This window comes from Neobacillus sp. DY30 (genome assembly GCF_030123065.1).
GTDB lineage: Bacteria > Bacillota > Bacilli > Bacillales > Cytobacillaceae > Neobacillus.
This window is the reverse complement of sequence record NZ_CP126093.1, coordinates 4,540,661-4,553,619: the sequence shown is the minus strand read 5'-3', so window position 1 is coordinate 4,553,619 and position 12,959 is coordinate 4,540,661. Positions and strand designations below refer to the sequence as shown.

Sequence of the window (12,959 nt, the reverse complement as noted above, 5' to 3'; positions counted from 1 at the left end):
GGGTTTGTTGAAAATAGGTTCTCATGTTTCAATGAGCGGTAAAAAGATGTTACTCGCGGCGAGCGCGGAAGCTGTATCATATGGTGCAAATACGTTTATGATTTACACTGGTGCTCCTCAAAACACTAGAAGGAAAAAAATTGAAGATTTGAACATTGAAGAAGGCAGAAGGCATATGGAGGCGAATGGTATTTCTGAAATTGTGGTCCATGCTCCATACATTATCAATATTGGGAATACTACAAATCCTGATACGTTTGAATTAGGGGTAAGATTCTTACGTACCGAAATTGAAAGAACAGAGGCCATTGGTGCAATGCAAATCGTCCTGCACCCTGGTGCTCATGTTGGTGCCGGCACGGAGGCTGGTATAAAGAAAATCATTGAAGGCTTAAATGAAGTATTAACGGGGAAAGAGCAACTCCAAATAGCCTTAGAAACAATGGCCGGAAAGGGCTCTGAATGTGGAAAGTCGTTTGAGGAATTGGCGATGATCATGGATGGCGTCCACTATAGCGATCGCCTTTCAGTATGTTTTGATACTTGTCATACACACGACGCGGGATATAACATTGTCGAAGATTTTGATGGAGTGCTAAATGAATTCGATAAAATTATTGGCATAAATAAGTTAAAAGTTCTTCATATCAATGATAGTAAAAACGCTGTAGGGATGAGAAAAGACCGTCATGAAAATATTGGATTTGGTCATATTGGCTTTAATGCCCTTAACTACATCGTACACCATCCGCAGTTGACAGATATACCCAAAATTCTGGAGACACCATTCGTAGGTGAAGACAAAGATAATAAAAAACCGCCTTATGCATTCGAAATCGAAATGCTGCGTCAACAAAAATTCAACGAAAACCTGCTCGATAGAATTATGCAAGGGTAAAGCTGTGCTTCTGCACAGCTTTATTAATGTCATTTTGTAAATTGAACAAAAAGCTTATTTACCTCTCTTGCCACTTCAGGTCCTGCAATTTTTGCAATTTCTTTAATCAATGCAGATCTTTCACGGTCATCAAAAATATTTACATTTTTCCCTTTTAAGTATTGAGCAACCTTAAATGCTTGCTGCCGATTTACCCGGATATTAAATTGTTGAGCATACTTGAATAGTTCATCACCAGTAATGGTATTAATCTTATGATTTATGATGTTCTCAAAAATCTTCACACTCATCACCCCTTCATCTAATGTATGAAGACGGAATCAGAGTGTTACAAAATGAAAATGACGGCAATTATGTGAGCTATGTAAAGGTAAAGACTTTACATTAATAAGTTCCTATTGTATACTACTTTAAGTTAAATCGGAATGATTCTTAAAATTAAGGTGTGAGTGTATGAAATCACAATCTGTTATTGAAATAAAAAATCTCTCTTATCGCTATGAAAAGGATACAGTACTAGAAAATATTAACTTAACCATACCTAATGGTTCCTTCCTAGCCATTGTAGGTCCAAATGGCTCAGGAAAATCGACATTATTAAAATTAATCCTTGGTCTATTAAAGCCGCAAAAAGGAGAAATCCGCTTATTTAATCAGGAAATGAACAAATTTAAAGAATGGCACCAAATTGGTTATGTTTCTCAAAAGGCCAATTCATTTAATACAGGTTTTCCTGCTACTGTGTTTGAAGTAGTTTCCAGTGGGTTAACAAAGAAACTCGGATTATTTCGCTTTTTTAAAAAAGAAGATTCCCAAAAAGTCTATGACGCATTGGAAGCTGTAGGAATGAGTAAGTTTAGTCAGCGGAATATTGGTGAGCTTTCGGGAGGGCAGCAGCAGAGAGTATTTATTGCCCGGGCACTTGTCAGTGAGCCTAAGCTATTGATTTTAGATGAACCCACAGTTGGGGTGGATGCTGAAAATGTGAATGCATTTTATCAAATGCTTGCAGACCTGAACCAAAACCGGGGTATTACACTCCTATTAGTGACGCATGATGTTGGAACGATATCAGATAAAGTTACACACGTAGCTTGTCTTAATAAGCATTTACACTTTCATGGAGATACAAGTGAATTTGAAACACACCAAAGCGAGGGGATGTCTGAATTCTATGGAATGGATGTCCACCTACTTTCTCATCACCATGACCACGGAGGCGTTTTTTAATGATTCAAGGGATATTTCAATATGAATTTTTACAAAATGCCTTTCTAACAGGAATATTAATAGGTTTTCTTGCACCATTATTAGGTGTATTTATTGTTGTGAGGAGACTTTCATTAATTGCGGATGCTTTGAGTCATGTAACCTTGGCAGGAATTGCAGCCAGTCTTCTCCTTGAAAAATATTTTCTTGCTCTTAGTGGATTAAATCCACTTTATTTAGGAATGGTCTTTTCTGTAGGAGGATCGTTGTTTATAGAAAAATTACGAGGAGTTTATAAACATTATCAAGAGCTGGCAATCCCAATTATCTTGTCAGGTGGTATCGGACTTGGGGTAATCTTTATTTCACTTGCTGATGGATTTAATACAGATTTGTACGGGTATTTATTTGGAAGTGTTTCTGCAGTAAGTCGCTTAGATTTATGGGTTATTTTTGTTATCAGTATCTTTGTTGTGATTACTATCATCTTGTTATATAAAGAGCTATTTTTGTTATCTTTTGATGAAGAGCACGCAAAAGCTTCCGGGATAGCAGCAAAAAGCATTCACTTTATTTTTATTATCATGGTCGCACTTGTGATTGCTGCTTCTATGAGAATTGTTGGAATCATGCTTGTTTCTTCTTTAATGACTTTACCAGTTGCGGCAAGTATCCGTATAGCCAAAGGATTTAAACAAACAATCTTTTTATCGATTATTTTTGGAGAAATTGCCGTTCTTGGGGGTCTATTCAGTTCTTATTATTTAGACCTTGCTCCAGGTGGAACGATTGTGATGATTGCTGTGGCTATATTAGTTTTTACTATCGTTTATAAAAAAATAATGATTAAAAGTCAGCTTTCACAAGGGGGTGCAGCAGGATGAATGTAAATGAAGCCATTCAATTCCTAAAAGAAAACGGGTTTAAGCAAACTGGAAAAAGGGAAGACATGCTTCAATTGTTTGCAGACAGTGATAAATACTTAACAGCAAAGGATGTCTTAGATGAGTTAAAGGAAGATTATCCAGGATTAAGCTTTGATACCATTTATCGTAATCTTTCTCTTTTTGTAAAAATGGGAATTCTTGAAATGACAGAGTTATCGGGTGAAAAGCATTTTCGTTTTTCCTGTTCACGCCACCAGCACCACCATCATTTCATTTGTATGGATTGCGGTAAGACGAAGGAAATTGACACTTGTCCAATGAACAGCTTAAGTGAAGATTTAAAAGGATACGACATTTCGGGACACAAATTTGAAATTTATGGACGTTGTCCTGAGTGTCATTAAAAAACCAGCATGGCGGCGGCCATGCTGGTTCTTTCTATTTTATCGAAGCCAATTTTTAACCCAATTATTTGCTTCAAACCAGTTATTGACACGTATTACACCTTTTGGAATAGGGTCCTGGTTATAGGGTGTATTAAACAAAAGGACAGGGATATCACATTCTTCATGAATCATTACTGCATTGTCATGTTTATCTTCGAGGAAAATATCAACTTGATGTTGTTTTGCGGTTGCCACTTTATCATGAGAACCAATTAACTCAATATGATTGTAAGACAAACCTTTGCTGCTAAACCATTTTTTTGTATTTTCTAAAAGATGTGAGCCCCTTGCGCTTATAAAAAATAATTCATGTTCCTTTTTCCAGTTGCTAAGTACGGTTTCTGCTCCTTCTGCTAGCGGAGATTGCTCATAAATAATAGGCTCGTTTTCAATAAACCACTTTGAAAACTTTTCCTTAGGTACGTTTACAACCTTATTTAAGTCATATTCTTTAACGTCTTCTAATGTAATATTTAATCCAAATCCTTCATTAATAAACGGTACAAGAGCTGATGGACATGTTACTGTACCATCAATATCAATCCCAAATCTTTTCCTCATATGTAATCACCTTCAAATGCCAAGTTTTTAACTTTATTTTACCATACTAAAATCATGAAAGTTACAAACAATAATTAATGCTCCTATTACTGAAAGTGAGGGATTCGGATGGAAGATAAAAAAGACACGAAAGTGGCTGGGTATCTCCCAAGTCCAAAATCTAACCAAAATAACCCAAACAACTCTTCAGAATATAGAGAAGAAACGGCTGCTGAAATTGCAGCACCTGTTTCTATCACCCGACCAACCTTCCAGGAAAAATCAAAAAATGATTCCGGAACTGGCACGGGGGCAAAAGCTGGTGTAGGAATGGGATGGGCTGCGTTAGCGTTATCTATTTTATCACTGTTTGTTATGCCGATTCTTTTTGGTGCAGCAGGTATTGTGTTAGGATTCGTTGCTAGACGCCGAGGAGCAGAAAGTCTTGGCGCGTGGGCAATTGGGATAGGTGCCATTTCAATTATCGTCGGTATCTTTATCCTACCGTTCTTTTAACAGCAGCTTGCAAACATAGGGGCAAAAAAAGAAACCCGGCAGATTGCTGGGTTTCTTAATGATTTTATTTAGTTACTTCTGCTTCCTCTAATGCCTTTTTTTGAAAATATTCCTCAGCAATTTGATCGATTTCTTTTTTTAATTCATCGACTAACTGATCTTCTGGTACTTTACGAACAATTTCACCCTTGCGGAAGAGCAGCCCCTCACCACGTGCACCAGCAATTCCAATGTCAGCTTCTCTCGCTTCACCAGGGCCGTTTACTGCACAGCCTAAAACAGCTACTTTAATTGGCGCCTTTATTTTAGAAATATAATCTTCGACCTCATTGGCTATACTGATTAAATCAATTTCAATTCTGCCGCAGGTTGGACAAGAGATTAACGTTGCCGCATTGGATGATAGTCCGAATACTTTTAATAGCTCTCTGGCCACTTTTACTTCTTCAACTGGGTCAGCACTTAAAGAAATACGAAGTGTATTACCAATCCCTTTGCTAATAATCGCTCCTAGTCCCGCAGCACTTTTTACAGTACCAGCAAACAAAGTCCCTGATTCCGTAATACCTAAGTGCAGAGGATAATCAAATGCCTGTGAAGCTTTTTCATAGGCTTCAATGGCAAGGTTAACATCTGAAGCCTTCATGGAAACAATAATGTCATGAAAATCCAGATCTTCAAGAATTTTTATATGATGGAGAGCACTTTCAACCATTCCATCGGCAGTTGGATAACCGTATTTCTCAAGAATTCTTTTTTCTAGTGAGCCGGCATTTACACCAATTCGGATTGGAATTCCGCGCTTCTTGGCTGCATTAACAACAGCTTCCACTTTTTCTCTTTTTCCGATATTTCCTGGATTAATCCGAATTTTATCAGCGCCGCCCTCAATGGCTTTAAGCGCTAATTTGTAATCGAAATGAATATCTACTACTAAAGGAATGTTAATTCTCTTTTTTATTTCAGGAATTGCATTTGCAGCTCTTTCGTCTGGACATGCAACACGAACAATCTGGCATCCTGCTTCTTCAAGACGTTTGATTTCAGCGACGGTCGCTTCTACATCATGTGTTTTAGTAGTGGTCATACTTTGTATAAATAATTCGTTACTCCCGCCAATTGTTAAGTTACCAACCTTAACGGGACGGGTTTTAGTACGATGTGTAATTTCACTCAAGGAAATTCGCTCCTTCAAAATGGATTCGAATAATAGTTAGTTTAAACATGCATCTATTATTTTATCAGCCCTTTGCTCATCTTGACAAGACTGACGCTTTTGTTTCCCTATTTAGAGTAGTCAGGAAACTCATAAGTCGACCCAATTTGAATCTTTTCTGGAGATAATCCTGGGTTTAAACTTTGAAAATCCTCTATTAGTTCATCAATTGATACAGGTAACGGTTTTTTAATATGATTTTCTACGATTGATATAAGGGTTTCACCGGGTTCAACTTCAGCTTCAAATGAAGCTGCAGAATTGGTAATGTTGGTCATTGTCGCAACTGTTTGCTCCGTTTTTTGACTTTCATTCTTTGGCAGGGTACCTGCTGTTAAATCAATATATATTATATAAATGGTAAGAAGTCCTAATAGTAAAACACCAATTCTTTTCATAGACAAGCCTCCAAAATGGAATGTTTGTACATTCCTATGCTTGTCCACATCCTAATAGAACCAAAAAACGCACCCAAATGGGTGCGTTTAACTCTCAATAGTAGTTTTTTCGTTTGGTATTTCTTTTATCGCTAAAAATAAGATGATTATTTCAACAAACCAATTAATCAAAAAACTATTTGGTACAGGTGTATTAATGGCGCTCATAATTGTAAAAAAAACGGTTGGCAGAGTAACACTGTAGGCAGCCATTCTCCATAAGTGGCGGTAACTAATCGTTCTGCCAGCAAGATTTTTTAATAATAAACCGAACCAAGCAAGAATGGTTACTTCGATAAAGGCTACGGCACTTGAAACAAGAAACATAATAGTCGATACGACAGGAATAATGATGTTTTTCATACCATCAATTGTATCTACGATATCGATAAAGTCCTCTTTTGTAAGTGTTAAACCCTCCAGCATCGAGTACGAATAGGAATCAATTCTTCCGCCAGCCGCGACAGAAAATTCATTCTTCAGCAAAGCAATGGTATTGTCTTTGTCCTCTACATCTTCATTTGTAATAACACCGGTAGGATCAACAATTATCGAGAACTCACCTTTATCGATTGTTATGGGTACATCCGTCTCGGCAGTAAGTGTTCCCTTTTCTATCGTAAAGGAGGGAATCTCATCGTTAATGACCGATTTCGTACTCTCAATTCCCTCATTAAGCATTGTATTTAAGTAATAAATCGCTGGTAAAATCGAAATGAAGGTAAGAAAAAATACATATAAAATGGTTTTTCCAATTCCCTGAAAACGGAAGGAAGCTATATCCTTTGGAGAATAAATACTTTTATAAAATTGCTTGAAAATATTCATAATTACCACCCTAAAAAAGATTCACTATTCTATTGTATCTTTAGGAGCAGATATAAACAAGAATGATGATTGATGAAACTATTTAGAGGGAAATGCGTATAAGGTAAAAAGAATAACTTTTTTCAAAAGGATGGAGATAACTTGGAGATCGTTTATTGGTCAATCATTTCAATTTTATTTATCATTGGATTTGTCGGTCTGGTGTATCCTATCATCCCAAGCGTTTTGTTTTTATTAGCAGGATATCTATTATATGGTGTCTTTTTTTCATTTGAACACTTTGGCTGGTTCTTTTGGCTGATTCAAGGTTTTTTTATTATTCTTTTGTTTGCTGCGGATTATATCGCGAATATGATTGGGGTACAAAAATATGGTGGTTCAAAAGCTGGGATTTGGGGCAGTACAATAGGACTTTTAGTTGGACCTTTCGTTATTCCGTTTTTGGGCATTCTCATTGGGCCATTTATTGGTGCTGTGGGAGCAGAGCTTCTTATAAATAAGCGGGATTTCAAAAATAGTTTGAAAATCGGTTTTGGATCTGTTGTAGGATTTGTCAGCAGTGTCATTACAAAAGCAATAATACAAACGTTCATGATTGTTTACTTCCTATTAGTTGTTTTTTAATAGAAGAAATCCTCCTCACATGTAAGCGAGGAGGATTTTTTTAATTTACCCCGCAAATCTCAAAGGGGCAGTTTTGGCAGTCCACTTCTTCTTTTAAATACTTTATTTTTTTTATTGTGAATTTTTGCTGATCATAGGAAATAACATCTTTTTCCCGTAATTCTTTTAATGCACGTTGAATAACCTCCCTAGTTCCAAAGGTTAAATTGGCAAGTTCCTGATGTGTCAATGGTAAATCAATAAGAATACCATCCTCTGTCATTACTCCGTAGGTATTACATAGGCGAATGAGTATGGAATAAAGGCCGCCTTTCTTACCATTCATGATGAGATCCTGACATTTCATTTGTGCTTTGAGATAGCTGGTACTTAACCAGGAAATAAAAGCATTCATTGCATTGGGATCATTCATTATAAATTCCTCAAATTGCTCTCTTTTAATAGGGAGAATTTCGCTGTCTGACAGAGTCTTTCCATAGAACTGATAATGTGGATTATGCTGAAATAATTGATATTCAACAATCATTTCGCTGTTGTCTAATATTTTTAATATAAAATCCTTTCCGCGCATATGGACTCTACCAAGTGCCACTGTTCCGCTGAGTAATAAATATACATATTCAACTGAATCCTTCTCCTGAAAGAGAACACTTCCGGCTTTTAATTTTAGAATATGGTCAGGTTTTAGAAAAAATTGTTCTAATAAACGATATATTGAAAAATTGCTTTTTATCATATGTCCAACTCCTTTATCCCTTCATCTTGATTTAATCATGTATTTACAACCTATCACCAGTTGAAACGTGACAATTTATCGAAAACTAAAAGAATATATGTATAAATCTTTTTCTGGAAGGAAATTGTATATTTGTTAGGAGCAGAGCTTTTTATTTGAAAGAAAACACTTTCTTTGATAATCTTAAGCTACAAAGCTTTAGGAATTTTCTAACATCGTTCAGAGTTTAGACATATTTCTAAGGCTAAAAAACTTTTGTATACATAGGAGGAAATAACAATGGCATTTGAATTACCACAATTACCTTACGCTTATGATGCGCTTGAGCCTCACATTGACAAAGAAACAATGAATATTCACCACACAAAACATCACAACACATATGTTACAAACTTAAATAACGCGCTGCAAGGCAATGAAGAGTTATTAGCAAAGTCTGTTGAAGAAGTTATTGCTAACCTAGACGCAGTTCCTGAAGCAGCTCGTACAGCTGTGCGAAATAATGGCGGCGGTCACGCTAACCACTCATTATTCTGGCAAATTCTTGCTCCAAATGGCGGCGGTGCACCATCTGGTGAACTTGCTGATGCAATCAACAATAAGTTCGGCAGCTTTGAAAGTTTTAAAGAAGAGTTTGCAAAAGCAGCAACTACTCGTTTTGGTTCTGGCTGGGCTTGGCTGTCTGTTTACAACGGTGAATTAGAAGTTTCAAGTACACCAAACCAAGACTCACCTTTAATGGAAGGTAAAACACCTATCCTTGGTCTTGATGTTTGGGAGCATGCTTATTACCTTAACTATCAAAACCGTCGTCCTGACTACATCTCTTCTTTCTGGAACGTTGTAAACTGGGATGAAGTTTCAAAACGCTATACTGCAGCAAAATAAGAATAATGTGTAATGGCAGCTGATTTTCAGCTGTCTTTTTATTTTTTCGTATAAAGGACAACTCCTTGTTAAAGAATAACCTTTATCACAAAGGGGAGTTACTATGGCGAAAAAATTTAAGTTTTTAGGTGACGTACAATTAACAAAAGATTTATCCTTGCTGTTAATCATTGGTGGTTTGTATTCCTTAAGTGTTGCACTATCAAATACTTTTGTGAATATTTATTTATGGAAACAAACAGGAGAATTTTCAGACCTTGCGCTTTATAACCTTTCGATTGTTATTTTACAGCCCTTAACCTTCATATTAGCTGGAAGATGGGCAAAAAAGATTGATCGGGTTAAAGTATTAAGGATTGGGGTTACTTTTTTAGCGCTTTTTTACTTGATGGTATTAATTACTGGAAAAAACGCTGCCACCTATCTTTTATTATTGGGAAGCCTGCTAGGTGTGGGTTATGGTTTTTACTGGCTGGCCTATAATGTATTAACGTTTGAAATAACTGAACCTGACACAAGAGACTTTTTTAATGGCTTCTTAGGAATCTTATCCTCTACTGGCGGAATGATTGGACCAATTGCGGCAGGAATTATTATTACTCGTTTTGAAAAATTCACAGGGTATACCATCGTATTTGGGATATCACTGGCTTTATTTGCCCTTGCTGTTATCTTAAGTTTTTCCTTAAAGCCTCGTCCTGCAAATGGCAAGTATGATTTTAGAAGGATATTAGAAGAAAGAAAGAAAAATGAAAACTGGCGGCTTATCACAAATGCGAATTTCTTCCAAGGACTAAGAGAAGGGACATTTATATTTATTATCTCGGTACTGGTTTATATTTCCACTGGAAGTGAGCTGGCACTTGGAACCTTTGGATTGATAAATTCCGGAATCTCTTTTATAGCATATTATGCTGCATCCCGGTTGATTAAAAAAAACAAGCGAAAAAAGGCTATACTTATTGGTGGTATTATCCTTTACATAGCTGTTTTGATTATCGTTTGGGATGTTAATTATGTAAAACTTTTAATTTATGCAGCGATGATTGCCGTTGCTTATCCAATTTTGCTTGTTCCATATATGTCCACAACATATGATGTTATTGGATCGGCATGGAAAGCGGCAGAAATGAGAATAGAGTATATAGTGGTCCGTGAAATTTATATTAATTTAGGAAGAATTGTTTCGATACTGTCCTTCTTGGCAGCAGTTACTTGGTTTAATGAACAGCAAAGCATTCCAATCCTGCTTTTATTTTTAGGTGCCGGGCACTCATTAATTTATTTCTTTGTAAGGAGAGTCCAATTGCCTGCAGCTTAACGCGATGAGTAGTTCTATTTACTCGTCGTGTTTTTTTGTTTCCATGCTTTTTGCGTGATTTGTTTGGATGTTGTCAATTGGTAAGTCTTTTTCATAGAAAATATAGCGATTTTCCGCTAAAATAAGGCTTATTATGTCGAATTGACAAGGAAGTGAATAACTTGGTTATTAAAAAGAAAAAGAAGCAGCATGTCACATTTCGTTTAAACATGCTTTTCTTTGTTATATTTATACTTTTCTCTGTTCTTATTTTACGTTTAGGGCTAGTTCAAATCGTTTATGGTGAGGATTTTAAACGTGAAATTGAAAGAACAGAAGATATTACCGTTAACAACCCGGTACCTCGTGGAAAAATGTACGACCGAAATGGAAAAGTGATTGTAGATAACACGCCATTAAATGCCATCACGTATACAAAATATCAAGATACAAGCCTAGAAGAAATGCTGAAAACTGCTGAGCGTTTGGCACAATTAATTAATAAAGATATATCAAAAGTTCGTGAACGTGATAAACAGGACTTTTGGATATTAAAAAATCCTGAGAAAGCAAAAGCTAAGATTACTGAGGAAGAATGGGACAAATACGAACAAGATGAATTAGATGATAAAGACATTTATAATCTGCAATTAAAACGAATTAATGAAAGAGACCTAGCAAGTTTAACTCTGCAGGATTTAGAGACGCTTGCAATATTTAGGGAATTTAATAGCGGCTATGCTCTAACGCAGCAAATTGTAAAAAATGAAAATGTCACGCCTGAAGAGTTTGCTGTAGTCAGTGAAAACTTAGAAGACTTACCAGGTGTTGATACTACCACAGATTGGGAACGATATTATGCTTTTGGAAACACACTTAAAACCGTACTTGGAAATGTAACATCATCGGATGAAGGTTTACCAAAAGATAAACTAGAGGAATACCTTGCCCGTGGTTATAGCCGAAATGACCGGGTGGGTAAAAGCTATATTGAGCTTCAATATGAGGATGTCCTGCATGGGCAAAAAGGGAAAGTGAAAAATGTTACGGACAAAGCGGGGAAAATACTGTCAACTCAAGTCGTTTCCGAAGGCCAGCGTGGAAAAGACCTTGTCTTAACAATTGATATGAATCTGCAGTTAGAAATTGAGAAAATTATTGAAGAAGAACTTTGGAATGCAAAGCAAAATTCCAAATCGGCTCTTTTAGACCGTGCTTTTGTTGTTCTAATGAATCCACATACCGGTGAAATACTAACAATGGCCGGGAAGCAAATTTCAAGAAATGCTGAGACAAATAAACAAGAAATGAGTGACTTTGCACTCGGAAATATAACGACCTCTTATGAAGTTGGATCTGTTGTCAAAGGGGCTACGATCTTAACTGGTTATAATACAGGTGCGATTAAGCCTGGTTCAACTCATTATGATTCACCTTTATTGATAAAAGGTACACCACCAAAGGCATCGTGGAAGAACTTTGGAAATATTAATGACTTAAGAGCTCTGCAAATATCCTCAAACGTCTATATGTGGAAAACAGTGATTGAAATGGCTGGAGGGCACTATTCACCGAATAAGTCGCTCCCGGTTGACTTAAGTGCCTTTGACACCGTAAGACAATCCTTTAGCCAATTTGGCCTGGGAACAAAAACAGGAATTGACCTTCCAAATGAGAGTACAGGTTATACTGGACCAGTGAAACGGTCTGGTTTGCTCCTTGATTTAGTGATAGGTCAGTATGATACCTATACGGTCATGCAATTAGCGCAATATGTTTCAACGATTGCTAACGGCGGATACCGAGTCCAGCCTCATATTGTTAAGGAAATTCGTGAACCTGTTCTTGAGAGCAACCAACTAGGTCCCATTGTTAAAGAAATTGAACCTACTATATTAAATCGTATCGATGGTAAGGATGAATGGATTGATCGGGTAAAGGAAGGCTTTAGAATGGTTATGCAAGTGGGAGATGGTACCGGTGTGAGTACCTTTAAGGGGGCAGAATACAATCCTGCAGGTAAAACAGGAACTGCCCAAGCTTATTATGATGGACCAGAGCGAAAGAAATTTGGAAAAGAAGCACCCAAAGTGATGAATCTGAGTCTTGTAAGCTTTGCCCCGTATGATAATCCAGAAGTTGCAATGGCAGTTATGGTTCCATGGGCATACCAAGGTAACAGTGGTCCAGCTACTGCTAATATGATTGGCAAAAGGGTTATGGATACCTATTTTAATCTAAAGAAACAGACTCCGGCGACGGAAAACCAGGAAGCTGCACTTAATGCTGAAGGTTCAAATGAAACAACAGATACTCAATAAAACAATCGATAGTTGTAAACAACCTGTCTAAAAAAATTAGGCAGGTTTTTTTATATTTTTAAAATAATAGAACATGTTATAAATAGTTCTTTTTATTTATGATTTACAAAAGT

Annotated in this window: 15 protein-coding genes; 9 read left to right on the top strand and 6 right to left on the bottom strand. The window is 36.6% G+C overall.

Going from position 1 to position 12,959, the window contains the following annotated elements; all coding sequences use genetic code 11:
* Positions 1-4: 4 nt before the first annotated feature.
* The gene (locus QNH29_RS22530; RefSeq protein ID WP_283861534.1) at positions 5-898 is read left to right on the top strand and encodes a deoxyribonuclease IV; all 894 of its coding nucleotides are present in this window, start codon (positions 5-7) and stop codon (positions 896-898) included.
* Positions 899-927: 29 nt separating this feature from the next.
* On the opposite strand, the gene QNH29_RS22525 is transcribed toward QNH29_RS22530, so the two are convergent.
* A complete protein-coding gene (locus QNH29_RS22525) occupies positions 928-1,182 on the bottom strand; it encodes a DUF2624 domain-containing protein (RefSeq protein WP_283861533.1) in 255 nt (84 codons plus the stop codon).
* A gap of 169 nt (positions 1,183-1,351) precedes the next feature.
* On the opposite strand from QNH29_RS22525, the gene QNH29_RS22520 reads away from it, so the two are divergent.
* The 3 genes from QNH29_RS22520 to zur are packed head-to-tail and all read left to right on the top strand — an operon-like array spanning position 1,352 to position 3,398.
* On the top strand, positions 1,352-2,128 hold the full coding sequence (locus tag QNH29_RS22520; protein ID WP_283861532.1) for a metal ABC transporter ATP-binding protein: 777 nt from the start codon (positions 1,352-1,354) through the stop codon (positions 2,126-2,128).
* Positions 2,128-2,991, top strand: a complete 864-nt coding sequence (locus QNH29_RS22515; RefSeq protein WP_283861531.1) for a metal ABC transporter permease — start codon at positions 2,128-2,130, stop codon at positions 2,989-2,991. Before QNH29_RS22520 ends, QNH29_RS22515 begins: the two co-directional genes overlap by 1 nt.
* Entirely contained in the window at positions 2,988-3,398 is a 411-nt protein-coding gene (zur, locus tag QNH29_RS22510; RefSeq protein ID WP_283861530.1) for a zinc uptake transcriptional repressor Zur, read from the top strand. The genes QNH29_RS22515 and zur overlap by 4 nt, the downstream gene beginning before the upstream one ends.
* 39 nt (positions 3,399-3,437) lie before the next feature.
* On the opposite strand, the gene QNH29_RS22505 is transcribed toward zur, so the two are convergent.
* Positions 3,438-4,001, bottom strand: a complete 564-nt coding sequence (locus QNH29_RS22505) for a 5' nucleotidase, NT5C type (protein ID WP_283861529.1) — start codon at positions 3,999-4,001, stop codon at positions 3,438-3,440.
* A 108-nt stretch (positions 4,002-4,109) separates the two neighbouring features.
* Between QNH29_RS22505 and QNH29_RS22500 the strand changes: the two genes are divergently transcribed.
* Positions 4,110-4,496 (top strand): DUF4190 domain-containing protein, encoded by a 387-nt coding sequence (locus QNH29_RS22500; RefSeq protein ID WP_283861528.1) that lies wholly within the window; start codon positions 4,110-4,112, stop codon positions 4,494-4,496.
* A gap of 64 nt (positions 4,497-4,560) precedes the next feature.
* Here the strand turns inward: QNH29_RS22500 and ispG are convergent, their stop codons facing one another.
* From ispG to QNH29_RS22485, 3 genes are all read right to left on the bottom strand, one after another.
* Entirely contained in the window at positions 4,561-5,664 is a 1,104-nt protein-coding gene (gene ispG, locus QNH29_RS22495; protein ID WP_283865720.1) for a flavodoxin-dependent (E)-4-hydroxy-3-methylbut-2-enyl-diphosphate synthase, read from the bottom strand.
* Between the two features lie 116 nt (positions 5,665-5,780).
* The gene (locus QNH29_RS22490) at positions 5,781-6,110 is read right to left on the bottom strand and encodes a hypothetical protein (RefSeq protein WP_283861527.1); all 330 of its coding nucleotides are present in this window, start codon (positions 6,108-6,110) and stop codon (positions 5,781-5,783) included.
* Positions 6,111-6,197: 87 nt separating this feature from the next.
* Positions 6,198-6,977 (bottom strand): DUF1189 domain-containing protein, encoded by a 780-nt coding sequence (locus QNH29_RS22485; protein WP_283861526.1) that lies wholly within the window; start codon positions 6,975-6,977, stop codon positions 6,198-6,200.
* Between the two features lie 141 nt (positions 6,978-7,118).
* Here QNH29_RS22485 and QNH29_RS22480 point away from each other — a divergent pair, with 141 nt between their 5' ends.
* A complete protein-coding gene (locus QNH29_RS22480; RefSeq protein ID WP_283861525.1) occupies positions 7,119-7,601 on the top strand; it encodes a DUF456 domain-containing protein in 483 nt (160 codons plus the stop codon).
* A gap of 40 nt (positions 7,602-7,641) precedes the next feature.
* Here the strand turns inward: QNH29_RS22480 and QNH29_RS22475 are convergent, their stop codons facing one another.
* Positions 7,642-8,337, bottom strand: a complete 696-nt coding sequence (locus QNH29_RS22475) for a Crp/Fnr family transcriptional regulator (protein ID WP_283861524.1) — start codon at positions 8,335-8,337, stop codon at positions 7,642-7,644.
* Between the two features lie 279 nt (positions 8,338-8,616).
* On the opposite strand from QNH29_RS22475, the gene QNH29_RS22470 reads away from it, so the two are divergent.
* From QNH29_RS22470 to QNH29_RS22460, 3 genes are all read left to right on the top strand, one after another.
* Positions 8,617-9,225, top strand: a complete 609-nt coding sequence (locus tag QNH29_RS22470; protein WP_283861523.1) for a superoxide dismutase — start codon at positions 8,617-8,619, stop codon at positions 9,223-9,225.
* Positions 9,226-9,328: 103 nt separating this feature from the next.
* A complete protein-coding gene (locus tag QNH29_RS22465) occupies positions 9,329-10,546 on the top strand; it encodes an MFS transporter (RefSeq protein WP_283861522.1) in 1,218 nt (405 codons plus the stop codon).
* A 209-nt stretch (positions 10,547-10,755) separates the two neighbouring features.
* Positions 10,756-12,846 carry a peptidoglycan D,D-transpeptidase FtsI family protein gene (locus tag QNH29_RS22460; protein ID WP_283865719.1) on the top strand — a complete coding sequence of 697 codons (2,091 nt, stop codon included), beginning with the start codon at positions 10,756-10,758 and terminating at the stop codon, positions 12,844-12,846.
* Positions 12,847-12,959 lie beyond the last annotated feature (113 nt).

Coding starts and splice junctions, on each gene's coding strand:
- QNH29_RS22520 (WP_283861532.1), top strand. CDS start 1,352: ATGAAATCACAATCTGTTATTGAAATAAAAAATCTCTCTTATCGCTAT.
- QNH29_RS22515 (WP_283861531.1), top strand. CDS start 2,128: ATGATTCAAGGGATATTTCAATATGAATTTTTACAAAATGCCTTTCTA.
- zur (WP_283861530.1), top strand. CDS start 2,988: ATGAATGTAAATGAAGCCATTCAATTCCTAAAAGAAAACGGGTTTAAG.
- QNH29_RS22505 (WP_283861529.1), bottom strand. CDS start 4,001: ATGAGGAAAAGATTTGGGATTGATATTGATGGTACAGTAACATGTCCA.
- QNH29_RS22500 (WP_283861528.1), top strand. CDS start 4,110: ATGGAAGATAAAAAAGACACGAAAGTGGCTGGGTATCTCCCAAGTCCA.
- QNH29_RS22490 (WP_283861527.1), bottom strand. CDS start 6,110: ATGAAAAGAATTGGTGTTTTACTATTAGGACTTCTTACCATTTATATA.
- QNH29_RS22485 (WP_283861526.1), bottom strand. CDS start 6,977: ATGAATATTTTCAAGCAATTTTATAAAAGTATTTATTCTCCAAAGGAT.
- QNH29_RS22475 (WP_283861524.1), bottom strand. CDS start 8,337: ATGATAAAAAGCAATTTTTCAATATATCGTTTATTAGAACAATTTTTT.
- QNH29_RS22470 (WP_283861523.1), top strand. CDS start 8,617: ATGGCATTTGAATTACCACAATTACCTTACGCTTATGATGCGCTTGAG.
- QNH29_RS22465 (WP_283861522.1), top strand. CDS start 9,329: ATGGCGAAAAAATTTAAGTTTTTAGGTGACGTACAATTAACAAAAGAT.
- QNH29_RS22460 (WP_283865719.1), top strand. CDS start 10,756: ATGCTTTTCTTTGTTATATTTATACTTTTCTCTGTTCTTATTTTACGT.